The organism is Salmonella sp. A1325 (assembly GCF_056991255.1).
Genome location: NZ_JAMLWO010000001.1, coordinates 274324 through 300502, shown reverse-complemented (window position 1 = coordinate 300502; position 26179 = coordinate 274324). Strand labels below are relative to the sequence as shown.

The window sequence follows — 26179 nt, the reverse complement described above, 5'->3', positions numbered from 1 at the left end:
TCACTTTCTTCTTTAGTTTTGGCGAGTCTGTCGACACACCTGAATTCCTTTCCCTGCTTATTTGTCAAGCTACTAATATTAGCCACCTTTATGTATTGAACGGGGATTTATCAGGATAATCCTGGCTAAACTATTACATTGTATTTCTGCCGCCTTGCATAACTCATCAGAAATATTAATCCTAAAGAGGTAATAGCACCTTACCTGCTATTACCTGCTATGCAGTTCACTATTAATAAAAGGAGAAGGTTATGAAAGCTGCTGTTGTCACACAAGATCATCAGGTTGATGTTACTGAGAAAACGCTGCGTCCCCTTCGCCACGGTGAAGCTTTGCTGAAAATGGAGTGCTGCGGCGTATGCCATACCGATCTACACGTGAAAAACGGAGATTTCGGTGACAAAACCGGCGTCATTCTGGGACACGAAGGCATTGGCGTCGTGGCGGAAGTCGGTCCCGGTGTCACCTCGCTGAAACCCGGCGATCGCGCGAGTGTCGCGTGGTTTTATGAAGGATGCGGACACTGTGAGTATTGCAATACGGGCAATGAAACCTTATGCCGCAACGTGAAAAATGCCGGTTACACGGTAGATGGCGGCATGGCCGAAGAGTGTATTGTCGTCGCGGATTATGCGGTGAAAGTACCGGAAGGTCTGGACTCTGCGGCGGCAAGTAGTATTACCTGCGCGGGCGTTACCACGTATAAAGCGGTGAAGATTTCTCATATTAAACCTGGCCAGTGGATTGCCATCTACGGTCTGGGCGGTCTGGGTAATCTGGCCTTGCAGTACGCGAAAAACGTTTTCAATGCGAAAGTGATCGCCATTGATGTCAATGATGGACAGCTGAAACTGGCCGAGGAAATGGGCGCAGATCTGACCATTAATTCACGTACGGAAGATGCGGCTAAAATTGTGCAGGAAAAAACCGGTGGCGCGCACGCAGCGGTGGTTACCGCGGTCGCTAAGGCGGCGTTTAATTCCGCAGTAGATGCCGTTCGCGCCGGAGGTCGCGTGGTGGCAGTCGGGCTGCCGCCAGAAGCCATGAACCTTGATATCCCTCGCCTGGTGCTGGATGGCATTCAGGTTGTCGGTTCGTTGGTGGGGACACGCCAGGATCTGACCGAAGCCTTCCAGTTCGCGGCGGAAGGAAAAGTCGTGCCAAAAGTCGCTTTACGTCCGCTTGAAGATATCAACGTTATTTTTAAAGAGATGGAACAAGGGCAAATTCGTGGCCGTATGGTCATCGATTTCCGTCGTTAAACGATTTGCTGTGGTCGTCTGAGTATACAGACAGCAGATGAAAACAAGGCGCTACGAGGATAGCGCCTTGTTTATCAGATCGCGAAAGAATTACTGAATACCTTTTTCGCTCTCTTTTTTTGCTTCCGCCTTCTCGATTTCACGATACCAGCGTGGATGATGTTTCTTCGCCCAGCGACGGCTGACCTTCCCTTCGATCATGCCTTTAATCGAGCCTTTCACCCAAAACGCCATATACATATGGATGAGGATCGCGTGCATTAAAATAATGCCCGCCGCCGCATGAATTAACAGGCTATAACGCACCACCTGCATGGGGAAATACTGCGCGAAATACGGACGCCAGATAATCACGCCAGTCACCAGCAGCACAAAAATCATGCTCATAATGGACCAGAACATCATCTTCTGTCCGGCATTGTATTTGCCGACATCTGCCACCTTATGCTCATTGCCTTTCAATACTTCGACAATATTTTTCAGCCACGGAATGTCTTTTTTATCCGGGATGTTGTGGTGGACGAAACGCACGAACATAAACATCAGCGCGATGAAGATGGCAATACCGAAGAACGGGTGCAAAATACGTCCCATCTGCGGCGTGCCGAAAGTTTGCGTCAACCATTGTAGCGTCGGGAAGAAAAACGAAATCCCCGACAGCGCTACCAGGAAGAAGCAGATCACCACCGTCCAGTGACAGGCGCGGTCGACAAATTTCGTGCGCACAATCATTTTCGACTTACTCATGATGATCCTCCTCATCGTCGTCCGTTTCTTTATTCGGGCCAATACCGATGTAGTGGTAAATCAGACCGGCGAAAGTGGCGATAAAGCCCGCTGCGGCCAGCGGTTTTAGCGCCCCTTTCCACAGATTGATTGAGGTATCGATCTGCGGATCTTTCGGCAAGCCGTGGTACAACTCCGGCTGATTGGCATGGTGCAGCACATACATGACGTGCGTACCGCCAACGCCCTGCGGGTTGTAGATACCGGCATGTTCAAAGCCGCGCGCTTTTAACTTCTCCACGCGTTGCTCACCCAGTTCCAGCATCTCTTTTTTGGTGCCGAAATGAATAGCCCCGGTCGGACAAGTTTTGACGCAGGCCGGTTCCTGGCCCACGCTGACGCGATCGACGCAAAGCGTACATTTATAAACGCGGTTGTCCTCTTTGTTGAGGCGCGGAATATTAAATGGACACCCGGCGATACAGTAACCACAGCCGATACAGTGTTCAGATTGAAAATCAACAATCCCGTTAGCGTACTGGATGATAGCCCCGGCAGATGGACAGGCTTTAAGACAGCCTGGATCTTCACAGTGCATACAACCATCTTTACGAATCAGCCACTCCAGCTTGCCGTTCTGCTCGGTTTCGGTAAAGCGCATCACCGTCCAGGACTTGGCGCTGAGATCGGCAGGGTTATCGTACACCCCGACACAATGACCAACGTTATCGCGAATATCGTTCCATTCAGAACAGGCTACCTGGCAGGCTTTACAGCCGACACAGGAGGAGACGTCGATCAGTTTCGCGACTTCGGCTTTGTAATCACGCGCCTGCGGAGGCGGCGTGATGGCGTTTGTTGCGGACCGTTTAATAATGTCCTGCGTTTCCATAGACATATGTTCGCCTCCCTTACGCCTTCTCGATGTTAACTAAAAACGCTTTGTATTCCGGCGTTTGCGAGTTGGCATCACCGACATTTGGCGTCAGAGTATTGGCGATATAGCCTTTGCGCGCGACACCCTCAAAGCCCCAGTGAATCGGGATCCCCACCGTTTCAACCTGCTGACCGTTGACATGCAGGGTGCGAAGACGACGAGTTACCACCGCGACCGCGCGAATAAACCCGCGTTTACTGCTCACCTTCACATAGTCGCCGTTAGCAATACCTTTCGCTGCCGCCAGCGTCTCACTGATCTCCACAAACTGTTCCGGCTGAGCGATAGCGTTAAGTAGCGCATGTTTGGTCCAGGTATGGAAATGCTCTGTGAGGCGGTAAGTCGTGCCCACGTACGGAAACTGCTCCTTCTTACCCATGCGCAGCGCATCTTCTTCATACAGACGCGCCGCCGGGTTCGAGACCACATTCGGGTGCAGCGGGTTAGTGCCCAGCGGCGTTTCCATCGGCTCGTAGTGCTCAGGGAACGGTCCTTCTGCCATTTTATCAATAGCAAACAGACGTCCCAGCCCTTCCGGCTGCATGATAAACGGATTGGTCCCGCTCCCCGGCGCCGCGTTGTTAAAGTCCGGAATATCGTTCCCTGTCCACTTCGCGCCGTTCCACTGGATCAGCATCCGTTTTGGATCCCACGGTTTACCCTGCGGGTCCGCCGAAGCGCGGTTATACAATACGCGACGGTTTAGCGGCCACGCCCACGCCCAACCCAGTGTATTGCCAAGCCCTGACGGGTCGGCGTTATCACGTCTGGACATCTGGTTGCCCTGCTCCGTCCAGCTACCGGTATAAATCCAGCAGGAGGAGGATGTCGTACCGTCATCGCGCAGTAATGCAAAACTGCTCAACAACTGGCCTTTCCTGGCAAGCAGTGTACCGTTGGCGTCATAGAGATCTTCCAGCGCATAGCCGTTGTTCTCTTTCGCCACTTCTTCCGAATGCGGTTCATCCGGCTGCTTGTAGTTCCAGCTCATCTTCAATAGTGGTTCGGCGCCTTTACCGCCTTCTGCGCGATACATTTCACGCAGACGATGGTAAATACCGGCCAGAATCTCGCCGTCGTTACGCGCTTCGCCCGGCGCGTCCTGACCTTTCCAGTGCCACTGTAACCAGCGACCGGAGTTAGCGATAGAGCCATCCTCTTCCGCAAAACAGGTAGACGGCAGACGGAAGACTTCGGTCTGAATCGTTGTCGGATCGACATCATTAGATTCGCCGTGGTTCTGCCAGAACGTCGACGTTTCAGTCACCAGCGGATCGATAACGACCAGATACTTCAGTTTGCTTAAGCTTTGCACCACTTTGTTTTTGTCCGGGAAGGACGCCACCGGGTTAAAGCCCTGACAGAAATAGCCGGTGACTTTCCCGCTATCCATCATGTTGAAATATTTGATCACGTCATAGGACTGATCCCACTTAGGCAGCCAGGCAAAGCCCCAGTCATTCTCTTTCTGCGCCGCATCGCCATAGAAAGATTTCATCAGGCTGACGAAGAACTTAGGATAATTACCCCAGTAGTTGACCTGATCGGCCAGCGTCGCTTTGGGGGTATTCGCGGCCAGATAAGTTTGCAGATCGGCCTGTTTTTCCGATGGCAGCGTCAGATAACCCGGCAGGCTGGTGGAGAGCAGTCCTAAATCCGTTAAGCCTTGAATATTAGAGTGGCCGCGCAAAGCGTTCACACCGCCGCCAGCCATCCCCATATTGCCGAGCAGCAACTGGATCATCGCCATGGTACGGATGTTCTGCGCCCCGACGGTATGTTGCGTCCAGCCCAGCGCATACAGGAAGGTCGTAGTGCGATCCGGAACGCTGGTAGAGGCCAACACCTCACACACCTTCAGGAAGTCCGCTTTCGGCGTACCGCAGATGTTTTCCACGACGTCCGGCGTATAGCGCGAAACGTGCTGCTTCAGCAGATTCCACACACAGCGTGGGTGCGTCAACGTTTCATCACGTTTGGCATAGCCGTTTTCATCGAACTGGTAGTTCCAGGAGGATTTATCGTACTGACGCTTTTGGGCGTCATAGCCGCTGAAAAGACCGTCATCAAAGGCAAAATCATCCCGCACCAGCAGGCTGGCGTTGGTGTAATGCTTAACGTATTCAGCGTTGATTTTGTTATTTTCGATCAGGTACAGCAACACGCCGGACAGAAAGGTAATGTCTGTACCGGAACGTATTGGCGCATAGATATCCGCCACCGACGCCGTACGCGTAAAGCGTGGATCAACGACGATCAACGTCGCATCGTTGTTGTTTTTCGCTTCCATCGCCCAGCGGAAACCCACCGGATGCGCTTCTGCGGCATTGCCGCCCATCACCATCACGACGTTGGCGTTTTTAATATCCACCCAGTGGTTGGTCATCGCACCGCGACCAAATGTTGGAGCAAGACTTGCTACCGTTGGTCCGTGTCAGACGCGCGCCTGGTTATCTACCGCCAGCATACCGAGAGAACGCGCAAACTTCTGCGTCAGCATACCCGTTTCATTGCTGGCCGCCGAGGCGCACAGCATCCCGGTAGAGAGCCAGCGGTTAACCGTGACGCCCTGCTCATTCTTTTCAATAAAGTTGGCGTCACGATCGGCTTTCATTAATTTAGCAATACGAGTGAAAGCGTCATCCCAGCTAATGCGCTGCCACTTGTCGGAACCCGGCGCGCGGTATTCCGGATAGCGTAGGCGATCTTCACTGTGAACATAGTCCAGCAAACCGGCCCCTTTCGGGCACAGCGCGCCACGGCTTACCGGATGATCCGGGTCGCCTTCAATATGGTAAATCGCTTCTTTCGCGTTTTTTGCCCCATCTCCCAGGCTATACATTAATAGCCCGCAACCTACGGAACAGTATGTGCAGGAGTTACGGATCTCTTTTGCGCGCAACAGCTTATAGTTTCGCGCCTGAGCCAGGGCCATTTTAGGGGTAAAACCCAGTGCGGCCACCGTTGTTCCTGCCATACCGCCCGCGCAGATTTTAAAAAATTGTCTGCGGCTGACGTCCATTGCTTTCCTCTTTTTTCCACGGATGCACGCCTCCTTCGACCTGCAGCAAAACCTCAGTCCAGGATGCGTGTATAACTTCGCGAGGAAACTAACAGCAAAATCGATAACTTTTTTGCGTCAAATCAATATTGAAACGGTTCCGCTATTAAATAGCCCTATTTTTAAACTGCAATAACTCCAGGGAGGTACTAAAAAATGACACTGCATGGCATCGCCCCCGGAAAAAGTGCTATAAGTGGCAGTTTATTTTGCGCGGTATTCAGGACAGTCACAAAGCATGACATCACAAAAAGCAACGCTAATAGGGCTTGTTGCCATCGTTCTGTGGAGCACGATGGTTGGGTTAATTCGCGGCGTCAGCGAAGGTCTCGGACCGGTAGGCGGCGCAGCCATGATCTATTCATTAAGCGGCCTGCTGCTGATTTTTACCGTCGGATTACCTGATATCCGTCGTTTCCCGGGGCGATACCTCATCGCAGGCAGCGTACTGTTTGTCAGTTATGAAATATGCCTGGCGCTTTCTCTCGGTTATGCCGCCACTCGCCATCAGGCTATCGAAGTCGGCATGGTTAACTATTTATGGCCCAGCCTGACCATTTTGTTTGCCATTCTTTTTAACGGGCAAAAAACTAACTGGCTTATTGTTCCTGGATTGCTTATTGCACTTACTGGCGTTTGCTGGGTTCTGGGGGGCGAGAATGGTCTTAATCCGAGAGAAATTATCAGCAATGTCGCCACCAGTCCGCTAAGTTATTTACTGGCATTTCTTGGGGCGTTTATATGGGCGACGTACTGCACGGTCACCAATAAATATGCGCGTGGTTTTAACGGTATCACCGTCTTTGTGTTACTCACCGCCGTGGCGCTGTGGTTCCACTATTTTCTTACGCCGCAACCTGCCATGATATTTAGCCTACCGGTGATTGCTAAACTTTTTACCGCGGCATTAACGTTAGGGTTTGCCTACGCCGCATGGAATGTGGGCATACTTCATGGCAATGTGACTATCATGGCCGTAGGGTCTTATTTTACCCCCGTCATGTCCTCTGCTCTGGCTGCGCTGTTACTCAGCTCACCACTGTCATTCTCCTTCTGGCAAGGCGCAGTCATGGTCTGCGTAGGTTCGCTACTTTGTTGGCTGGCAACGCGGCGGCGCTAATAGCGACGGGCGGGCCGATGTTGATATAAAATCCGCCCGCTGCACCTTGACACCCTTCACAACACAACTACGCTTTTATCTATCGCCTGTGTGTATTTGACGATTTTCCATTTTCACGAGCACCCCCTGCGCCATATCAGGATGCGCTGGTAAAAATGGATTTTATAAAATCGTTAAATATGTTAATATTATGATATAATTATATTAATAAATATATAATTAACGTTGTCTCGCAACTGTATTAGTGCATATAATAATCAGTCGTTACTACCAAAAATAAAACCATAAACAGCCCAATAGTCCCCTCCGAAAATATATCTTATTAGACAGTCCCTATTTGAATTAATACTCTCAAATGTATTAAGGAGATCTCGATCACACAAATTAAAATAATTTGTAATCTTATGAAACTTATTATTGAACTTATGCCACTCCGTCATTTAAAAATAGTCTGCCATTGACAAACGCCTCGTTTAACAATGGTTGAGGAAACACGCTAAGAAAATTATAAGGATTATTAAAATGAAACTTAAGTTAGTGGCAGTGGCAGTGACTTCCCTGTTGGCAGCAGGCGTTGTAAATGCAGCCGAGGTATATAACAAAGACGGCAATAAACTGGATCTGTACGGTAAAGTTCACGCTCAGCATTATTTCTCTGATGATAACGGAAGTGATGGTGACAAAACTTACGCGCGTCTGGGCTTTAAAGGCGAAACGCAGATCAACGATCAGTTAACCGGTTTTGGCCAGTGGGAATATGAATTCAAAGGCAACCGTACTGAAAGCCAGGGCGCTGACAAAGACAAAACCCGTCTGGCGTTTGCTGGTCTGAAATTCGCTGACTACGGTTCTTTCGACTACGGTCGTAACTACGGCGTTGCTTACGACATCGGCGCATGGACCGACGTTCTGCCAGAGTTCGGTGGCGATACCTGGACTCAGACTGACGTCTTCATGACTGGCCGTACTACTGGTGTTGCCACCTACCGTAACACTGACTTCTTTGGCCTGGTTGAAGGTCTGAACTTTGCCGCGCAGTACCAGGGCAAAAACGACCGTGACGGCGCGTACGAGTCTAACGGCGACGGTTTCGGTCTGTCCGCAACGTATGAGTACGAAGGTTTTGGCGTAGGTGCGGCCTATGCGAAGTCTGACCGTACTAACAACCAGGTGAAAGCAGCGAGCAACCTGAATGCTGCGGGTAAAAACGCTGAAGTCTGGGCTGCTGGTCTGAAATATGATGCGAACAACATCTACCTGGCGACCACCTACTCCGAAACGCTGAACATGACCACCTTCGGTGAAGATGCAGCGGGTGATGCGTTTATCGCGAATAAAACCCAGAACTTCGAAGCGGTTGCTCAGTATCAGTTCGACTTCGGTCTGCGTCCGTCCATCGCTTACCTGAAATCCAAAGGTAAAAACCTGGGTACTTACGGCGACCAGGATCTGGTTGAGTACATCGATGTTGGCGCAACCTACTACTTCAACAAAAACATGTCCACCTTCGTTGATTACAAAATCAACCTGCTGGACGACAGCGACTTCACCAAAGCGGCTAAAGTGTCTACCGACAACATCGTTGCTGTTGGTCTGAACTACCAGTTCTAATTTTGTTGTAGTCTGAATACAAAGCCAGTCCTTTCAGGGCTGGCTTTTTCTCTTGATGTAGACTCGGTCATAAGGAGTATGCCGTGCAGACGTTCACTGGTCGTTGTCTTTGCGGACAGAGCCATTTTACCGTTGACGTCGAAATGCTGGATGTCTATGCCTGCCATTGTACGCTGTGTCAAAAATGGTCGGGTGGAATAGCCATGTATCTGGAAGCCTGCGGGCAACCACAGCTAGACCCCCTTTCCCCGGAACCGCCATACTTTTCATCCTCTTCACGCGGCGAACGCTACTTCTGTTCCGGCTGCGGGTGTCCGCTGTGGTTTCGGCTTACCGATACCGATCGCTATTTTATTCCCTGGACCTTACTGGAACTGAACGAAGTTGATCGCCGTCGGCTGATTCTGGCTGCGGAAATTTATACCGAAACCCAGCCTGCTTTCTGGCGACTGACGGGGCAATACGCACGCCTCAGCGGTAAAGAGGTTGAGGAAATGGACTCCCCCTGCCAGCTAGCGCATTAAGCGCTTATCTCATCAGGCGTTATGTTATCGGCGTTGGGCTTTTGCCAGGCTGAACCACATCCCTACCGCCAGCAAAAGAAGCATACTCCCGGCACTGCTTAACGCCACGCTATGCGACCAGATAAAGGCGTGTCTGGCGGCGTCCAGTATTGCCTGCCCCAGCGTGGGCGGCAGGCTATTCGCCAACTGCACGGCTTCCCCCATTGAAGATGACGCTCTGGCAATCTCTTGCGCCTCAAGCCCGGCAGGCAGACGGATAGACGCGGAGAAGCTACGGCTTAACAACAGACCGAAAATGGCGATGCCCAGTCCCGCGCCCAGTTCATAAGCCATCGTTTCGATCGCGCCGGCCGCCGCCGCTTTTTCTGCCGGCGCAGCGGCCATAATTGCCGACGTGGAAGCCAGCAATGCGCTGGCGGCGCTAAATCCCAGCAGCGCCATCAGCCCCCAGGCCTGCCATTGTTGGGTGCTGAAATCCGTCATCGCCAGGCCATAAAAACTCAGCGCGCTTAACGCCATGCCGCCCGTCGCGACCAGCCGTAGTCCCAGACGCGAGACCAGCGCGCCCGCAATCGGCCCGCTGAATCCACTGGCGACCATCACCGGCAGCATAAATACCCCGGCCTCATAAGGCGATAGCCCGTGAACAAACTGCAGCTCTTGCGCCATCAGCAGCTCAAAACCCACCAGAGTGATCATCGCGGTCATCGCCATCACGACGCCGCTCAGGATAATGCGATGGGTAAATAGTCGCATATCAATCATCGGACGCGATGTCGCAAGCTGTGTGCGGATAAAGAGTCCCAGGAGCAGCGCGCCGGTAAGCAGGGTAAACGAGATGACCCACAGCGACAGATGCCCTTTCAGCGCGGTTTTAGCGCTATAGACTAACAGCAAAATAGCAACAATCAGCATCACCGCATGGCCAAGATTGAGCGGTTGATCGCGACGGCCCGCCTGGCGAGGAACATAGCGGGCGGTTAAGCCCATGACGACCAGCACAATCGGCACGTTGATCAGGAAAACCGATCCCCAGTAAAAATGCTCTAATAATATGCCGCCGATGAGCGGCCCAAACGCCGCTCCGCCCGAACCTACCGCTGCCCAGACGCCCAGCGCCATGTTGCGATGCTTCTCTTCACAAAAGGTGGCGCGTATCCCGGCCAGCGTCGCCGGTACAATCATCGCCGCGCCAATAGCCAGTAATACCCTGGTGGCGATAAGCCAACTGGCGGTATGCGAAAACGCCGCCGCCAGTGACGCCAGGCCAAAGAGCGTCCCGCCCAGCATCAGCAGGCGTTTAAAACCGATACGATCGCCAAGCGCGCCCATCGGCAACACCATGCCAGCCATGACCAAAGAATAAATATCAATGATCCACAGCAGCTCGTTGCCGCTGGCCCCCAGTGTCATACTCAGTGTCGGAGCGGCGACATGCAAGACCGTGGCATCAATGGCGACAGGAATATAGACCAGCACAATAATGACTAACGTTAACCACTGACGAAACATAACTCTCCCTTCAAAAACTCAAATTTGGACGCTTGTCCAGTTTCAGGATCCTACGGTAAGTTGAACGAATGTCCAGCTTTTTGTTACACTGCGCGCATTGGCTAATGTGGGGAAAATATGAGTTACCTTAACCGGGATGAACGCCGCGAAGTGATCCTGCAAGCGGCGATGCGCGTGGCGCTGGCAGAGGGGTTTACCGCCATGACGGTGCGACGAATCGCATCAGAAGCCGATGTCGCCGCCGGCCAGGTGCATCACCACTTCAGCTCGGCGGGCGAGCTCAAAGCGCTGGCCTTTGTCCATTTGATCCGTACCCTGCTTGATGCCGGGCAAGTTCCGCCGCCCGCCACCTGGCGTGCACGGCTTCACGCTATGTTGGGTAGCGAAGACGGCGGCTTTGAGCCTTACATAAAATTGTGGCGAGAGGCGCAAATTCTGGCCGACCGGGATCCGCACATCAGAGATGCTTATCTCCTTACGATGCAGATGTGGCATGAGGAAACGGTCACAATTATTGAGCAGGGCAAACAGGCAGGAGAATTTACGTTTACTGCTAACGCCACGGATATCGCCTGGCGGCTTATCGCACTGGTGTGCGGGCTGGACGGTATGTATGTGCTGGGTATTCCGGAAATGGCCGATCCCGCGTTTAAATACCATCTGGATCGTATGATTACGCTTGAACTCTTTGCGTAAAGTTACAAATAATTTAATAAAAATCACTTTTAATTTACAAATAGTAACAATTAAGAAACATCATATCTCCTCTTCGCGCCGCGCTGGCCTGGTTTTTTATCTATTCTTTCACTCAATATTCTAAAAAAACTTCAATAAGTTCTCAAAAGAGCGCGTAACGCTCTGTCTCTTTTTTGTGTTTTTTTCAAATGATATGCGCATGTGAGGGGTAAAATGACACGACAAAACGAGAATTATAACCGTTATCTCTTGAGTGACTGGCGACCCGAAAATCCAGCCTTCTGGGAGAATAAAGGGAAAGGCATCGCCAGAAGAAACTTATGGATTTCAGTAAGTTGTTTGCTTCTGGCATTTTGCGTCTGGATGTTGTTTAGCGCTGTTGCCGTCAACCTCAATAAAATTGGATTTAATTTTACCACCGACCAACTCTTTTTATTAACCGCATTACCTTCTCTTTCCGGCGCAATATTACGCGTTCCCTACTCCTTTATGGTACCACTGTTTGGTGGCCGTAAATGGACCGTATTAAGTACCGTAATATTGATTATTCCCTGCGCCTGGCTGGGATTCGCCGTGCAAAATCCCGCCACCCCTTTCGGGGTATTTATGCTCATCGCTCTGTTGTGCGGTTTTGCGGGGGCAAACTTCGCGTCCAGTATGGGCAACATCAGTTTTTTCTTTCCAAAGGCCAGACAAGGTAGCGCGTTGGGTATTAACGGCGGACTGGGAAATCTTGGCGTCAGTGTGATGCAGTTGATTGCGCCGCTGGTTATTTTTCTGCCGATATTTACTTTTTTAGGCGTCCGGGGCGTGCCGCAACCTGATGGCTCCCTGCTCGCCCTCACTAACGCCGCCTGGATCTGGGTGCCGTTACTGGCTGTCGCGACGCTTGCCGCCTGGTTTGGTATGAACGATATCGGCAGTTCAAAAGCGTCTGTCGCCTCGCAATTGCCGGTGCTAAAACGACTGCACCTGTGGCTGCTTAGCCTGCTGTACCTGGCGACATTCGGGTCATTCATCGGCTTTTCCGCAGGTTTCGCCATGCTCGCCAAAACGCAATTTCCCGACGTAAACATTCTGCAACTGGCGTTCTTTGGCCCTTTTATCGGCGCGCTGGCGCGATCGGCAGGCGGCGTGATCTCCGATAAATTCGGCGGCGTTCGCGTAACGCTCATTAATTTTATCTTTATGGCGCTGTTTACCGCCCTGCTATTCCTCACGCTGCCAGGCTCCGGCGCAGGCAGCTTTAGCGCGTTCTATCTTGTTTTTATGGGCCTGTTTTTGACAGCGGGTCTCGGCAGCGGTTCTACCTTCCAGATGATTGCGGTGATCTTCCGGCAGATCACGCTCTACAACGTCAAACTGCGCGGCGGGAGCGATGAGCAGGCGCAGCGCGAAGCGGTGACGGATACCGCCGCCGCGCTCGGTTTTATCTCCGCTATTGGCGCTGTGGGCGGCTTCTTTATTCCAAAAGCGTTTGGCACCTCTTTGGCCTTGACCGGCTCGCCGGTGGGCGCCATGAAAATCTTTTTGCTGTTTTACATCGCTTGCGTCCTGCTGACCTGGCTGGTCTACGGGCGTCGTAAGCCTAAACAACAATAACAACATACACACCTGTAGGACGGCCATCCGGCAATGGTTTAACGCCAAATCGACAGGATGGCGGAAAATTTATCGAAGCAGGAGAAATGTCATGAGTAAACTGTTGGATCGCTTTCGTTACTTTAAACAAAAAGGCGATACCTTTGCCGACGGCCATGGTCAGGTGATGCATACCAACCGCGACTGGGAAGACAGTTATCGCCAGCGCTGGCAGTTTGATAAGATCGTGCGCTCAACCCACGGCGTCAACTGCACGGGCTCCTGTAGCTGGAAAATTTATGTCAAAAACGGTCTGGTGACGTGGGAAACCCAGCAAACCGACTACCCGCGCACGCGTCCCGATTTACCGAACCATGAACCGCGCGGCTGCCCGCGCGGCGCCAGCTACTCCTGGTATCTCTATAGCGCCAATCGTCTGAAATACCCTCTGGTGCGTAAGCGGCTGATAGAACTGTGGCGCGAGGCTCTTTCCCGGCACAGCGATCCGGTACTGGCATGGGAATCTATAATGAACGACCCGCAAAAATGCCAAAGTTACAAACAGGTGCGCGGACATGGCGGCTTTATTCGTTCGAACTGGAAAGAGCTGAATCAGCTCATTGCCGCCGCTAACGTCTGGACAATCAAAACCTATGGTCCGGATCGTGTGGCGGGGTTTTCACCTATTCCGGCGATGTCGATGGTTTCTTACGCCGCCGGAACACGTTATCTGTCATTGCTTGGCGGTACTTGCCTGAGCTTCTATGACTGGTATTGCGATCTTCCGCCCGCGTCGCCAATGACCTGGGGCGAGCAGACTGACGTGCCGGAGTCCGCCGACTGGTATAACTCAGCCTACATTATTGCCTGGGGCTCTAACGTGCCGCAGACGCGTACCCCGGACGCCCACTTCTTTACCGAAGTGCGCTACAAAGGCACCAAGACAATCGCCATCACCCCGGACTATTCCGAAGTCGCTAAACTGTGCGATCAGTGGCTGGCGCCAAAGCAAGGTACCGACAGCGCGCTGGCGATGGCCATGGGTCACGTCATTTTAAAAGAGTTTCATCTCGATAATCCCAGCGACTATTTTCTTAACTATTGCCGCCGTTATACCGATATGCCAATGCTGGTCCTGTTGGATGAGCGCGCAGACGGCAGTTATGTACCGGGGCGTATGATGCGCGCGTCGGATCTGGTGGATGGACTGGGAGAAGCCAATAATCCGGAATGGAAAACCGTCGCGCTCAACAGTACGGGCGAACTGGTCGCGCCCAACGGTTCTATCGGTTTTCGCTGGGGCGAAAAGGGAAAATGGAACCTGGAACCGGTGGCGGCGGGCGTCGAAACTGAACTGTCGCTCTCTTTACTTGGTCAGCATGATGACGTGGCGGGTGTCGCTTTCCCCTATTTTGGCGGCAACGAAAACCCACATTTTCGCAGCGTGCGGCAGGAACCGGTGCTGGTACGTCAGTTACCGGTGAAACGCCTGGCTCTGGCGGACGGTAGCGAGCGGATGGTCGTCAGCGTTTACGATCTGGTGCTGGCGAATTATGGGCTGGATCGTGGTCTGGATGACGGCCATAGCGCCAATAATTATAACGACGTAAAAGCCTACACGCCGGCCTGGGGCGAACAGATTACCGGCGTGCCGCGTCGACATATCGAAACTATTGCGCGTGAATTTGCCGAGACCGCCCATAAAACTCACGGTCGTTCGATGATCATCCTCGGCGCGGGAGTGAATCACTGGTATCACATGGATATGAATTACCGTGGGATGATTAACATGCTGGTGTTCTGCGGCTGTGTTGGACAAACCGGCGGCGGCTGGGCGCACTATGTCGGCCAGGAGAAGCTGCGGCCACAAACCGGCTGGCTGCCGCTGGCCTTCGCGCTGGACTGGAATCGCCCGCCGCGTCAGATGAACAGTACCTCGTTTTTCTACAACCATGCCAGCCAGTGGCGCTATGAAAAACTGACTGCGCAAGAGTTGCTGTCGCCGCTGGCCGATCCGGCTAAATTTTCCGGACACCTGATCGATTTCAACGTGCGCGCGGAACGTATGGGCTGGCTACCCTCGGCGCCGCAGCTTAATCTTAACCCGCTCAGTGTGAAAGCGAGCGCCGATAAAGCCGGGCTGTCTGCGGCGGATTATACCGTGCAAGCGTTGAAATCAGGCGCTATCCGTTTTGCCTGCGAACAGCCTGACAGTGGTCATAATCACCCGCGAAATTTATTTGTCTGGCGCTCTAACCTGCTCGGCTCCTCCGGGAAAGGTCATGAGTACATGCTCAAATATCTGCTGGGCACCGACAGCGGTATCCAGGGCGAAGCGCTGGGCTCCAGCGAAGGAATTAAGCCTGAAGAGGTGGAATGGCAGTCCGCCGCGATTGAGGGCAAGCTCGATCTGTTGGTCACGCTTGATTTCCGTATGTCCAGTACCTGTCTGTTTTCCGATATCGTTTTGCCGACTGCCACCTGGTATGAAAAAGACGATATGAATACCTCGGATATGCATCCGTTTATCCACCCCCTTTCCGCCGCGGTCGATCCTGCCTGGGAATCCAAAAGCGACTGGGAGATCTACAAAGGTATCGCCAGCGTCTTTTCTGAGATGTGTGTCGGACATCTCGGACAGGAAACCGATGTGGTGTTACACCCGCTCCAGCATGATTCCCCGGCGGAACTGGCGCAGCCATTTGATATTCTCGACTGGCGTAAAGACGAGTGCGAACTTATTCCGGGCAAAACCGCCCCCAATATCGTCGTGGTTGAACGCGATTATCCGGCCACCTATGAACGTTTTACCTCGCTGGGTCCCCTGCTGGATAAATTAGGCAACGGCGGTAAGGGGATTGCCTGGAATACGCAAGATGAAGTCGATTTCCTCGGTAAGCTCAATTACACCAAACACGATGGTCCGGCGAAAGGACGTCCGCGCATCGACACCGCGCTGGATGCTTCGGAAGTGATTCTTGCCTTAGCGCCGGAAACCAACGGCCAGGTGGCGGTGAAAGCCTGGCAGGCGTTGGGCGAGATGACCGGGCGCGAGCACACCCATCTGGCCATCAATAAAGAAGATGAGAAAATTCGCTTTCGTGATATCCAGGCGCAACCGCGCAAAATTATCTCCAGCCCGACCTGGTCAGGGCTGGAAAGCGAGCATGTCTCTTATAACGCCGGGTATACCAACGTACATGAACTGATCCCGTGGCGCACGTTGTCGGGGCGGCAACAACTCTATCAGGATCATGCGTGGATGCGCGCTTTTGGCGAAAGCCTGGTGGCATATCGTCCGCCGATTGATACCCGCAGCGTCAGCGAAATGCGAGAAATTCCGCCCAACGGTTTCCCGGAAAAAGCGCTTAACTTCCTGACGCCGCACCAGAAATGGGGAATTCACTCCACCTACAGCGAAAACCTGCTGATGCTGACCTTGTCGCGCGGCGGGCCGATTGTCTGGATCAGCGAAGCCGATGCCCGTGAATTGGGTATTGAAGATAACGACTGGATTGAAGCCTTCAACGCTAATGGCGCTCTTACCGCTCGTGCGGTGGTCAGCCAGCGCGTTCCGCCGGGTATGACCATGATGTACCACGCCCAGGAGCGGATTATGAACATTCCGGGCTCGGAAGTGACCGGGATGCGCGGCGGGATCCATAACTCCGTGACCCGGGTCTGTCCAAAACCGACGCATATGATCGGCGGCTATGCGCAACTGGCTTACGGCTTCAACTATTACGGAACCGTGGGTTCGAATCGTGATGAATTCATCATGATCAGGAAAATGAAAAACATTAGCTGGCTGGATGATGAGGGCCGGGATCAGGTACAGGAGTCGAAAAAATGAAAATACGCTCACAGGTTGGGATGGTACTGAATCTCGATAAATGTATTGGCTGTCACACCTGCTCCGTCACCTGTAAAAACGTCTGGACCGGACGTGAAGGGATGGAATACGCATGGTTCAATAACGTCGAAACTAAACCGGGCATCGGCTATCCCAAAAACTGGGAAGACCAGCAGGAGTGGCAAGGCGGTTGGGTTCGTGATGTTAATGGCAAGATAAGGCCCCGTCTGGGCGGCAAAATGGGGGTAATTAGCAAAATTTTCGCCAACCCGGTGATTCCGCAAATCGATGATTACTATGAACCCTTTACCTTCGATTATCAGCATTTACATAATGCGCCGGAGAGTAAGCATCAGCCCACCGCCCGTCCTCGTTCACTGATTGACGGAAAACGGATGGACAAGGTGATCTGGGGGCCAAACTGGGAAGAGCTGCTCGGCGGCGAGTTTGAAAAACGCGCCCGCGACCGTAACTTCGACAACATACAAAAGGAGATGTACGGTCAGTTCGAAAACACCTTCATGATGTACCTGCCGCGCCTGTGCGAACACTGCCTGAACCCCAGTTGTGTCGCCACCTGCCCAAGTGGCGCTATTTATAAGCGTGAAGAAGACGGCATCGTGCTAATCGACCAGGATAAATGCCGGGGCTGGCGTTTGTGTATCAGCGGCTGCCCGTACAAAAAAATCTACTTTAACTGGAAGAGCGGCAAGTCTGAGAAATGCATATTTTGCTATCCGCGTATTGAATCCGGCCAGCCGACCGTTTGCTCGGAAACCTGCGTCGGGCGCATCCGTTATCTTGGCGTTCTGCTCTACGACGCCGACAGGATTGAAGAAGCGGCCAGTACCGAACACGAGACAGATTTGTATGAACGTCAGTGCGATGTGTTTCTCAATCCGCACGATCCGGCGGTCATCGAAGAGGCGCTTAAACAGGGCATCCCGCAAAACGTCATCGACGCCGCCCAACGGTCGCCGGTGTACAAAATGGCGATGGACTGGAAGCTGGCGCTTCCGCTGCACCCGGAATACCGTACCCTACCGATGGTCTGGTACGTACCGCCGCTGTCGCCCATACAGTCATACGCTGACGCGGGCGGGTTGCCGCACAATGGCAATATTCTGCCGGCGGTGGAAACGCTGCGTATTCCGGTCCAGTACCTGGCCAATATGCTCAGCGCGGGCGATACCGGCCCGGTCATTCGGGCGCTAAAGCGGATGATGGCGATGCGCCACTACATGCGCTCGCAGACGGTTGAAGGCGTGACGGATACCCGCGCGATTGACGAAGTGGGTCTGAGCGTACAACAGGTTGAAGAGATGTATCGCTACCTGGCGATTGCCAATTATGAAGATCGTTTTGTCATTCCCACCAGCCACCGGGAAATGGCGCGCGACGCCTTTCCGGAGCGCAACGGCTGCGGCTTTACTTTTGGCGACGGTTGTCACGGCTCGGATACTAAATTCAACCTGTTCAACAGTAGCCGTATTGATGCCATCAATATCACCGAAGTGCGTGATAAAGCGGAGGGGGAATAATGCAAATCCTCAAAGCGATTGGCCTGTTGATGGAATATCCGGACGACGAGTTGTGGGAATGTCGGGATGAAGCGCTTGCCCTTATCCAACACGATGCGCCAATGCTGGCCGACTTCACTCGCGAGCTGCTTTATGCGCCGTTACTGGATAAACAAGCAGAATGGTGCGAAGTGTTTGACCGCGGGCGCGCCACTTCATTGCTGTTATTCGAGCATGTTCATGCGGAGTCCCGCGATCGCGGCCAGGCGATGGTCGATTTGTTAAGTCAGTATGAAACCGTGGGCCTGCAGCTCAACTGCCGCGAACTGCCGGATCACCTGCCGCTCTATCTGGAGTACTTAAGCGTGTTGCCGGAAGCGGAAGCGCGCGAGGGATTACAGAATATTGCCCCTATTCTGGCGCTGCTGGGCGGTCGTCTGAAACAGCGAGGAGCGCCGTGGTATCAACTGTTTGACGCCCTGCTGACGCTGGCGGGCAGTACGCTTACAAGTGACAGTGTCACCAAGCAAATTGTTCAGGAATCGCGGGATGATACCCGTCAGGCACTGGATGCCGTCTGGGAAGAAGAGCAGGTGAAGTTTATCGAAGATAACGCCACGACCTGTGACAGTTCACCGTTACACCATTATCAACGACGCTTTAGCCAGGACGCAGCGCCGCAGTACGTCGACGTCAGCGCGGGAGGCCCGAAATGATACAGTACCTGAACGTCTTTTTTTACGATATCTACCCCTATATTTGCGCCACGGTCTTCTTCCTCGGCAGTTGGCTGCGCTATGACTACGGACAATATACCTGGCGCGCGTCGTCCAGCCAGATGTTGGATAAGCGTGGGATGGTGATATGGTCGAATCTGTTCCATATTGGCATTCTGGGGATCTTTTTTGGCCATCTGTTCGGGATGCTGACGCCACACTGGATGTATGCCTGGTTCCTGCCGATTGCGGTAAAACAGCAGATGGCGATGATCCTCGGCGGCGTGTGCGGCGTATTAACGTTGATCGGCGGCGCGGGATTACTGTGGCGTCGTCTGACCAATCAGCGTGTGCGGGCGACATCCACTACACCTGATATTATCATCATGAGCATTTTGCTGATTCAGTGCCTGCTTGGCCTGAGCACCATTCCGTTTTCGGCGCAATATCCGGATGGCAGCGAAATGATGAAGTTGGTGGGCTGGGCGCAAAGTATTGTCACCTTCCGCGGCGGGTCTTCGGAAATGCTGAACGGTGTGGCGTTTGTTTTCCGCGTTCATCTGGTGCTGGGAATGACTATTTTCCTGCTCTTCCCGTTCACCCGTCTGGTTCATGTCTGGAGCGCGCCGTTTGAGTATTTCACCCGTCGCTACCAGATTGTTCGTACCCGCCGCTAATTCTCTTTGCCCGGGGCGTACGCTTACCGGGCAAAGAAAAACGCCTGGGCGTCGTCATTCGGCAACGCGCAGGCTATGATGATTCTTCAGCCAAAGGAGAACATCAATGAAACCGCAGATTTACCATGTTGACGCCTTCACCAGCGAACCCTTTCGCGGCAACTCTGCTGGCGTTGTCTTACATGCGGATACGCTAAGCGACGCGCAGATGCAGCTGATTGCCCGTGAACTTCGTCACTCGGAAACCGCCTTTTTGCTAAAAAGCGAAGAGAGTGATGTGCGCATACGCTATTTTACACCGACAGTAGAAGTCCCCATCTGTGGTCATGCCACCGTGGCCGCGCATTATGTTCGGGCAACGGTACTGGGATTGGGAAACACCACCGTCTGGCAAACCTCGTTAGCGGGCCGTCATCGCGTTGAAATTCATGCCGAACACAATGACTATCGCATCACGCTGGAACAAGGTCAGCCCTCTTTTGAACCACCGCTAGTCGGAGAGATTCGGGCTGCCATCATCACCGCGTTGAACCTGACTGAAGATGATATCGTGCCGGGAGCGCCAATTCAGGTGGCTTCAACAGGACATGCAAAAGTGATGATCCTGCTCAAACCAGACGTTGATATTGATGCCCTTTCTCCGAATCTGGAAGCCCTGACGGCAATCAGCCAGCAAATTGGCTGTAACGGCTTTTTTCCTTTCCAGATTCGTCCGGGAAAAAACGAAACCGATGGGCGAATGTTTTCCCCGGCGATAGGGATTGTGGAAGATCCGGTAACGGGAAACGCCAATGGCCCGATGGGAGCATGGCTCGTCCATCATGGCCTGATGGCGCATGACGGTAAAACGCTGCAGATTCAAGGCCATCAGGGGCGCGCTTTAGGCAAAGAGGGTACTGTTGATGTTACCGTCACCATTCGCGATAACCAGCCGGACAACGTCACCATCTCCGGCCAGGCGGTCATTCTGTTTCATGCCGAATGGGCCATTACTTTTTAATCTTTGTCAGGCCCGCAAATCCTCGCGGCAAAAAACTATTTTCCCGCCTCCGGATGGGTATCAAATGCAGCCATTACCGCGGCCAGCTCCGCCTCGGTAAAACCGTGCTTTACATCATTTACGCCGAGACCAAACTGCTGCTGAAGTAACTGATACAACGACGGTACATCCGGTACATTGACCTGTTCAACGGCATGTCCCTGGTGGTAACGCGTGAAGTGGAAATTCGTTAATGTCAGCTTGCCGCCATCAGGCAAATGGCGGCACATCAACAAATGATGACGAAAATGGGATTGCGGCCAGTGAGCCGACCAGAAATTGCCCATCACATGATCGCTCTGCTGCTGCACCCCCAGATCAAAACAGTACATCGACTGCCAGTGCTCATGGTGGCGGAATTGTAAAATCCATGTGCTCCCCTCCTGCATCAGGCGGTATTCGCCATGCGGCGTTTGCTGAGCAATTTCAGCCTGCAGACGAAGCGGCGCGGTTAGCGTTTGGCCGCCAAACCCCACGTCAGCGATCCACTGCTCGTCCTCAACATCAACCAGCAGCAAACGGTGCGTGCGCGGCGGTAAACTGGCGGGATGAGACAGAATGACCCGCCCCAATAAGCTTCGGACGTTAAAACCGATGTCGCGTAACGCACGTTCAAACAGGCCATTCAGTTCAAAACAGTATCCACCGCGTCGGGCATAAAGCAGTTTCTCCTCTAATGCCGTCTCATCGAGCTGTATTTCACGAGGCAGTAGCACATCCAGATTTTCAAAAGGAATCGCGCAGTTGTGCGCTAAGTGAAGCGTCCTGAGCGCTTCAACCGTAGGAACCCCCAACGGCTGACAATGTAATCGCGTAAAATAAGCATGTAAAAAAGAGGTCATCTGAGGCTTCCATTAACATTAATGCTTGCGTTCGGCACACAGGCTGAGGCGGATATCGCTGCGCAACAGGATACCCTATCCGTGGAATAGCGTTGGATACTTTTGAAAAAAATAAGACAGGCCGGCTACAGCGCCGGAGGTACGTGGGATTTTGGCCTACAAACGGAAGTCGGGTTCTGAGAATCTCTTTGCGACACGCCGCCAAAATAGCGGCGTGTTAAAATTTTTAACGCCAGCTCAGCGAATCTGATTTCTAACAAAACTGGCTAAACATAAACGCTTTTTAATACTTGTCCAAATAGTTATGGTAACGATCTTTTATGTCGGCCGCCCATTGCACTTTCGCCTCCTGCATGTCGCTGGCCCGAGCGATATAATGTTCTAAACTCGGAATGGCGCCTAATGCCTGAGGTAAGGCATTATATTCTGCTATTCGCTCTCTGACGGTTTTATATTTTTCATCAATATCATAATGATAGTACGCTGGCGCTTCAAAAAAGCCCTCTTCCAGTCTCATACAAATATCTTCAAAGGACCCCTTAACCTCTACGGTATGTTCGCCATCCGATATCCTGACGATTGGCTCACGTCCAGCCATCAGCGAGAGTTGTTCGAATGTTAACATCCGACCATCAGAAAGCTCGACATCTATAATAAATTGTTCATCACGTACAGCATCTGCAAGGTGATTATGGATAGTCCCTGCATTGGCACAGAACTCCGCAACTTTAGGCGTAACATTGCAATAATGTTCAATTACTCTTGTAAATCCGTAGGCTAATCCTGCTGTAAGCACATACAAGATGCCTTTCATGATTTTTGTTGATAATTTATTTTCGTAATCTCCTGCAGCAACATGAGGTAGCTTATTTCCTGATAAAGCTCTGGCATAGGTAGAAACTGATGTATGTGGCATATCCTGCTCCTTCAAATTTTGCTCAATAGCTTTATATGTCCTACTCCTCTCTCATTATGACGATATGTCAATCAACAAAATTGCTCAAAGGCATATATTTTCAGGAGAAAATGAGAATAACAGGCGCAACGGCCTTATCTTATGCTGCTGCAATATCGTCAGGTAGTTTACCGTTCGAGGTTATATCTATGACCATAAATCCCACAAGTGATTAGCGCTGGTTAATTATTGCGCAACGCAAGCACTGCGGATTTGTGCTGGCGTCTTATCTGGCTGAATCGTGACCACACCGCACCACATCTGACCACACAAATAAACTCGACATTCTCATTTTGTTCTTTCCGTATGTTTTGCGTCATTTAACAATTGCAGGTAGGATGCTCCGCCGGCGGTTTTATCCCTGTCACAGAATCAGGGAAAAGCGGCATTCGCCATTGCAGGCAATCGATTGGTGAGCGCCCGTCGCGGCATAAGGAATTTTTCTGTCAGGACAGGCTATAACAGGTAACGTAATGAAAACACAGACTACGCACGCCGCAGAACAACATGCGGCGAAACGACGCTGGCTGAACGCCCATGAAGAGGGGTATCACAAAGCGATGGGGAATCGTCAGGTTCAGATGATTGCTATCGGCGGCGCGATTGGCACCGGTTTATTTTTAGGTGCAGGCGCCCGATTGCAAATGGCCGGACCGGCACTGGCGCTGGTCTATCTGATATGCGGCATTTTTTCTTTTTTCATTTTACGCGCGCTGGGCGAACTGGTATTGCACCGTCCTTCCAGCGGGAGTTTCGTCTCCTACGCCCGTGAATTTTTGGGTGAAAAAGCGGCCTACGTCGCAGGCTGGATGTACTTTATTAACTGGGCGATGACCGGGATCGTCGATATCACCGCAGTGGCGTTATACATGCACTACTGGGGCGCATTTGGCGACGTTCCGCAATGGGTGTTCGCGCTCGGCGCGTTAACCATTGTCGGTACCATGAACATGATCGGCGTAAAATGGTTTGCCGAAATGGAGTTCTGGTTCGCGCTGATAAAAGTACTCGCCATTGTTATCTTCCTGGTGGTAGGCACGATTTTTCTCGGTACCGGTCAACCGCTTGAGGGTAATGCCACCGGTTTTCACCTGATTACAGATAATGGCGGCTTTTTCCCGCACGGCCTGTTGCCCGCGCTGGTACTGATTCAGGGCGTGGTGTTCGCTTTTGCTTCGATTGAACTGGTCGGTACCGCCGCTGGGGAGTGCAAAGATCCACAGACGATGGTGCCAAAAGCCATCAATAGCGTGATCTGGCGTATTGGTCTTTTCTATGTAGGATCGGTCGTATTGCTGGTTTTGCTGCTGCCGTGGAACGCCTACCAGGCGGGGCAAAGTCCGTTTGTCACCTTCTTTTCTAAACTTGGCGTGCCTTATATCGGCAGTATTATGAATATCGTGGTGTTAACCGCCGCGCTTTCCAGCCTGAACTCCGGGCTTTACTGTACGGGGAGAATTTTACGTTCAATGTCGATGGGGGGTTCCGCGCCGAAATTCATGGCGAAAATGAGCCGTCAGCATGTGCCCTATGCGGGTATTCTGGCGACTCTGGTGGTTTACGTGGTCGGCGTGTTCCTGAATTACCTGGTCCCCTCCCGCGTGTTTGAGATCGTTCTTAATTTTGCCTCGCTCGGCATTATCGCGTCGTGGGCGTTTATCATGGTGTGCCAGATGCGTTTACGCCAGGCGATAAAAGAAGGCAAAGCCGCAGACGTCAGTTTTAAACTGCCCGGCGCGCCTTTTACCTCCTGGCTAACGCTGCTGTTTTTACTAAGCGTGCTGGTACTCATGGCGTTTGACTACCCGAATGGAACTTACACTATCGCCTCGTTGCCGCTGATCGCCATTCTGCTGGTTGCCGGCTGGTTTGGCGTGCGACGTCGCGTGGCGGAGATCCATCGAACTGCGCCAGTGACGGCGGATTCGACAGAGAGTGTCGTATTGAAAGAAGAAGCAGCGACATAACACTCCCCTTCCCCGGCAGCCCCAGGCCTGCCGGGTTTAATGCGCGTTGCCGCCAACACCGTATCGCGCCCAATGCTTAGTCAGCCTTAATCAACTGCGCCACATCATTGCTGTTAATTTCCCGCTGGTTGCCTTCCTGATCGGTATAACTGGTCATCCCCGTCTCTTTATCTAACTGCGGCTTACCCTGAGTTACGATCGTTTGCCCATTCTTCGTCGTCATCACATAGTTGGTTGTGCAACCCGCAAGCATAAAAAACATCATGCCCAAACCTGAGCATATAAATAACTTTTTCATATTTTCCTCGTGAATATAATGAGTTAACTACAGCAAAAAGGCAGTGTAATTCTCACAGAATCATCAGGCTATCGGCGGGGTGTAACGAGGCGTATCGGTGCGTTTAAAGAGATGACTGGAGGGGTTTCCCCCTCCATACCCTATTTACAAAGCAATGCGAATAACATCATCCGGCTGCGTCGCTTCCTGCTCACGTGTCGATTTCTGCTTCACGCTGACGTAGAGCGTTTTACCGTCTGCCGATAGCGCCAGACTATTCGGGTACGTCGGCGTATCGAACGTTTTAACAACGTTATAGGTCTTCGCATCGATCACGCTGACCTGCCCTGCCTGACGATGTGTCACATACGCCTCGTTACGTGTCGGGTTAAACAGGACGGCCAAAGAAGCAGGCGCCGCGATTTTGGCAAGAATATTGCCATTACGGGTATCGACAACCAGAACCTCAGTCGCCTTCGAGTCGGTGATAAACGCGCGATGACCTGCGGTATCGAGACTCAGGTTAATAAAGAAGTGTTCTTTACCGTCATCCAGCAACTTCTTACGACTGAGAATTTTATTGCTGGCGGTATCGATGGTGATAAATTCGCCATCCGCATTGGTGGTGTACAGGCGTTGCGCTTTACTGTCGAGCGCCAGACCCGTACTCATTTTGCCGGTATTTTCGATCGTCGTTTTCAGTTTGATGGTTTCGCCATCCACTACCCAAATAGCACTCTCTTTACCAACACCGCTAATGTAGATCGTGTTGGTCGCCGCATCGGCAACCAGCTCACGGGGCTGTAACGGACGAACCTCTTCAGTACGTTTGCGCGCATCAAGTACCAGACGACCTTTTACATCACCCGTTTTGGCATCAATCGCGGTAACAGCGCTGTTAATGGTATTGCCAAACCACAGCGTTTGGGTCGCAGCATTGATGGTGGCGCCGAACGGCTTGAGATCGTTATGAATCGCTTGCGTGATTTCCAGCGTCACCGGGTCGAGACGATAAACTACGCCGCCTTTATCCAGTTTACGGCTTTGCGATGTAGCCAGCCAGAGAGCGTTTTCTTGCTGACTCCAGGCCATCTCATAAGCGCCTTTGCCTACCGCTTTACGCAGCATGTCTTCCGCCGCCAGCGTGCTAAATGAGGATGCGACGAGGAGCGAACCTAACAATAAAGAACCACGCAGGCGCGGCGAAAAAAGATGACGTAAGTGCATGACGACTCCCTTTGATCAAAACGTGTATAGCTGCTTCACACTACTTCACTGCGCGGGATCTTCGTTCCGCACTTAT

General features: G+C 52.3%; 20 protein-coding genes. 12 read left to right on the top strand and 8 right to left on the bottom strand.

From position 1 onward, the window contains the following. Nucleotides 1-251: 251 nt before the first annotated feature. Nucleotides 252-1262: an alcohol dehydrogenase AdhP gene (adhP, locus tag NAZ64_RS01495; protein ID WP_000642447.1), complete on the top strand. Its 1011-nt coding sequence runs from the start codon at nucleotides 252-254 to the stop codon at nucleotides 1260-1262. A gap of 90 nt (nucleotides 1263-1352) precedes the next feature. Here the strand turns inward: adhP and fdnI are convergent, their stop codons facing one another. The 3 genes from fdnI to fdnG are packed head-to-tail and all read right to left on the bottom strand — an operon-like array spanning nucleotide 1353 to nucleotide 5947. After that, nucleotides 1353-2009 (bottom strand): formate dehydrogenase-N subunit gamma, encoded by a 657-nt coding sequence (fdnI, locus tag NAZ64_RS01490; protein WP_000045658.1) that lies wholly within the window; start codon nucleotides 2007-2009, stop codon nucleotides 1353-1355. Continuing rightward, nucleotides 2002-2886, bottom strand: a complete 885-nt coding sequence (gene fdxH / locus NAZ64_RS01485) for a formate dehydrogenase subunit beta (protein WP_000061599.1) — start codon at nucleotides 2884-2886, stop codon at nucleotides 2002-2004. Before fdxH ends, fdnI begins: the two co-directional genes overlap by 8 nt. A gap of 13 nt (nucleotides 2887-2899) precedes the next feature. Next, complete coding sequence (fdnG, locus tag NAZ64_RS01480; protein WP_077684034.1) at nucleotides 2900-5947, bottom strand: formate dehydrogenase-N subunit alpha; 3048 nt, start codon at nucleotides 5945-5947, stop codon at nucleotides 2900-2902. Between the two features lie 277 nt (nucleotides 5948-6224). On the opposite strand from fdnG, the gene yddG reads away from it, so the two are divergent. The 3 genes from yddG to NAZ64_RS01465 all read left to right on the top strand — a co-directional run bounded on the left by yddG (nucleotide 6225) and on the right by NAZ64_RS01465 (nucleotide 9241). Next, a complete protein-coding gene (gene yddG, locus NAZ64_RS01475) occupies nucleotides 6225-7106 on the top strand; it encodes an aromatic amino acid efflux DMT transporter YddG (RefSeq protein WP_115286019.1) in 882 nt (293 codons plus the stop codon). Nucleotides 7107-7628: 522 nt separating this feature from the next. Next, the gene (gene ompD, locus NAZ64_RS01470) at nucleotides 7629-8717 is read left to right on the top strand and encodes a porin OmpD (RefSeq protein ID WP_000769035.1); all 1089 of its coding nucleotides are present in this window, start codon (nucleotides 7629-7631) and stop codon (nucleotides 8715-8717) included. Between the two features lie 143 nt (nucleotides 8718-8860). After that, nucleotides 8861-9241, top strand: coding sequence for a GFA family protein (locus tag NAZ64_RS01465; RefSeq protein ID WP_077905442.1), 381 nt, complete (start codon nucleotides 8861-8863; stop codon nucleotides 9239-9241). 24 nt (nucleotides 9242-9265) lie between these two features. Here NAZ64_RS01465 and smvA read toward each other — a convergent pair whose 3' ends face one another. Then, nucleotides 9266-10753 (bottom strand): methyl viologen efflux MFS transporter SmvA, encoded by a 1488-nt coding sequence (smvA, locus tag NAZ64_RS01460; protein ID WP_220569893.1) that lies wholly within the window; start codon nucleotides 10751-10753, stop codon nucleotides 9266-9268. A 117-nt stretch (nucleotides 10754-10870) separates the two neighbouring features. On the opposite strand from smvA, the gene NAZ64_RS01455 reads away from it, so the two are divergent. The 7 genes from NAZ64_RS01455 to NAZ64_RS01425 all read left to right on the top strand — a co-directional run bounded on the left by NAZ64_RS01455 (nucleotide 10871) and on the right by NAZ64_RS01425 (nucleotide 20796). Further along, a complete protein-coding gene (locus tag NAZ64_RS01455; RefSeq protein WP_000121049.1) occupies nucleotides 10871-11449 on the top strand; it encodes a TetR family transcriptional regulator in 579 nt (192 codons plus the stop codon). Nucleotides 11450-11662: 213 nt separating this feature from the next. Next, entirely contained in the window at nucleotides 11663-13051 is a 1389-nt protein-coding gene (locus NAZ64_RS01450; RefSeq protein WP_000198255.1) for a NarK family nitrate/nitrite MFS transporter, read from the top strand. Nucleotides 13052-13142: 91 nt separating this feature from the next. Next, nucleotides 13143-16883 carry a nitrate reductase subunit alpha gene (locus tag NAZ64_RS01445; RefSeq protein ID WP_220569892.1) on the top strand — a complete coding sequence of 1247 codons (3741 nt, stop codon included), beginning with the start codon at nucleotides 13143-13145 and terminating at the stop codon, nucleotides 16881-16883. Beyond that, nucleotides 16880-18424 (top strand): nitrate reductase subunit beta, encoded by a 1545-nt coding sequence (narH, locus tag NAZ64_RS01440; RefSeq protein WP_000702595.1) that lies wholly within the window; start codon nucleotides 16880-16882, stop codon nucleotides 18422-18424. Before NAZ64_RS01445 ends, narH begins: the two co-directional genes overlap by 4 nt. Further along, on the top strand, nucleotides 18424-19119 hold the full coding sequence (narW, locus tag NAZ64_RS01435) for a nitrate reductase molybdenum cofactor assembly chaperone (RefSeq protein WP_001166287.1): 696 nt from the start codon (nucleotides 18424-18426) through the stop codon (nucleotides 19117-19119). The genes narH and narW overlap by 1 nt, the downstream gene beginning before the upstream one ends. Further along, nucleotides 19116-19796, top strand: coding sequence for a respiratory nitrate reductase subunit gamma (gene narI / locus NAZ64_RS01430; protein WP_000617103.1), 681 nt, complete (start codon nucleotides 19116-19118; stop codon nucleotides 19794-19796). The genes narW and narI overlap by 4 nt, the downstream gene beginning before the upstream one ends. Nucleotides 19797-19902: 106 nt before the next feature. Continuing rightward, nucleotides 19903-20796: a PhzF family isomerase gene (locus tag NAZ64_RS01425; protein WP_000804302.1), complete on the top strand. Its 894-nt coding sequence runs from the start codon at nucleotides 19903-19905 to the stop codon at nucleotides 20794-20796. Between the two features lie 35 nt (nucleotides 20797-20831). On the opposite strand, the gene nhoA is transcribed toward NAZ64_RS01425, so the two are convergent. Beyond that, nucleotides 20832-21677, bottom strand: coding sequence for an N-hydroxyarylamine O-acetyltransferase (gene nhoA / locus NAZ64_RS01420; RefSeq protein WP_000200329.1), 846 nt, complete (start codon nucleotides 21675-21677; stop codon nucleotides 20832-20834). A 283-nt stretch (nucleotides 21678-21960) separates the two neighbouring features. Beyond that, nucleotides 21961-22593, bottom strand: a complete 633-nt coding sequence (steA, locus tag NAZ64_RS01415; RefSeq protein ID WP_001120860.1) for a type III secretion system effector SteA — start codon at nucleotides 22591-22593, stop codon at nucleotides 21961-21963. A 512-nt stretch (nucleotides 22594-23105) separates the two neighbouring features. Between steA and ansP the strand changes: the two genes are divergently transcribed. Then, nucleotides 23106-24599 carry an L-asparagine permease gene (gene ansP / locus NAZ64_RS01410; protein WP_000857112.1) on the top strand — a complete coding sequence of 498 codons (1494 nt, stop codon included), beginning with the start codon at nucleotides 23106-23108 and terminating at the stop codon, nucleotides 24597-24599. A gap of 76 nt (nucleotides 24600-24675) precedes the next feature. Here ansP and NAZ64_RS01405 read toward each other — a convergent pair whose 3' ends face one another. After that, a complete protein-coding gene (locus tag NAZ64_RS01405) occupies nucleotides 24676-24897 on the bottom strand; it encodes a YgdI/YgdR family lipoprotein (RefSeq protein WP_000732362.1) in 222 nt (73 codons plus the stop codon). A gap of 144 nt (nucleotides 24898-25041) precedes the next feature. Beyond that, on the bottom strand, nucleotides 25042-26103 hold the full coding sequence (yncE, locus tag NAZ64_RS01400; protein ID WP_000550636.1) for a 7-bladed beta-propeller protein YncE: 1062 nt from the start codon (nucleotides 26101-26103) through the stop codon (nucleotides 25042-25044). Between the last annotated feature and the right edge of the window lie 76 nt (nucleotides 26104-26179).

Bases quoted from the DNA above. Each gene is read 5' to 3' on its own strand.
- adhP (WP_000642447.1), top strand. From the start codon at position 252: ATGAAAGCTGCTGTTGTCACACAAGATCATCAGGTTGATGTTACTGAG.
- fdnI (WP_000045658.1), bottom strand. From the start codon at position 2,009: ATGAGTAAGTCGAAAATGATTGTGCGCACGAAATTTGTCGACCGCGCC.
- fdxH (WP_000061599.1), bottom strand. From the start codon at position 2,886: ATGTCTATGGAAACGCAGGACATTATTAAACGGTCCGCAACAAACGCC.
- yddG (WP_115286019.1), top strand. From the start codon at position 6,225: ATGACATCACAAAAAGCAACGCTAATAGGGCTTGTTGCCATCGTTCTG.
- ompD (WP_000769035.1), top strand. From the start codon at position 7,629: ATGAAACTTAAGTTAGTGGCAGTGGCAGTGACTTCCCTGTTGGCAGCA.
- NAZ64_RS01465 (WP_077905442.1), top strand. From the start codon at position 8,861: ATGCTGGATGTCTATGCCTGCCATTGTACGCTGTGTCAAAAATGGTCG.
- smvA (WP_220569893.1), bottom strand. From the start codon at position 10,753: ATGTTTCGTCAGTGGTTAACGTTAGTCATTATTGTGCTGGTCTATATT.
- NAZ64_RS01455 (WP_000121049.1), top strand. From the start codon at position 10,871: ATGAGTTACCTTAACCGGGATGAACGCCGCGAAGTGATCCTGCAAGCG.
- NAZ64_RS01450 (WP_000198255.1), top strand. From the start codon at position 11,663: ATGACACGACAAAACGAGAATTATAACCGTTATCTCTTGAGTGACTGG.
- NAZ64_RS01445 (WP_220569892.1), top strand. From the start codon at position 13,143: ATGAGTAAACTGTTGGATCGCTTTCGTTACTTTAAACAAAAAGGCGAT.
- narH (WP_000702595.1), top strand. From the start codon at position 16,880: ATGAAAATACGCTCACAGGTTGGGATGGTACTGAATCTCGATAAATGT.
- narW (WP_001166287.1), top strand. From the start codon at position 18,424: ATGCAAATCCTCAAAGCGATTGGCCTGTTGATGGAATATCCGGACGAC.
- narI (WP_000617103.1), top strand. From the start codon at position 19,116: ATGATACAGTACCTGAACGTCTTTTTTTACGATATCTACCCCTATATT.
- NAZ64_RS01425 (WP_000804302.1), top strand. From the start codon at position 19,903: ATGAAACCGCAGATTTACCATGTTGACGCCTTCACCAGCGAACCCTTT.
- nhoA (WP_000200329.1), bottom strand. From the start codon at position 21,677: ATGACCTCTTTTTTACATGCTTATTTTACGCGATTACATTGTCAGCCG.
- steA (WP_001120860.1), bottom strand. From the start codon at position 22,593: ATGCCACATACATCAGTTTCTACCTATGCCAGAGCTTTATCAGGAAAT.
- ansP (WP_000857112.1), top strand. From the start codon at position 23,106: ATGAAAACACAGACTACGCACGCCGCAGAACAACATGCGGCGAAACGA.
- NAZ64_RS01405 (WP_000732362.1), bottom strand. From the start codon at position 24,897: ATGAAAAAGTTATTTATATGCTCAGGTTTGGGCATGATGTTTTTTATG.
- yncE (WP_000550636.1), bottom strand. From the start codon at position 26,103: ATGCACTTACGTCATCTTTTTTCGCCGCGCCTGCGTGGTTCTTTATTG.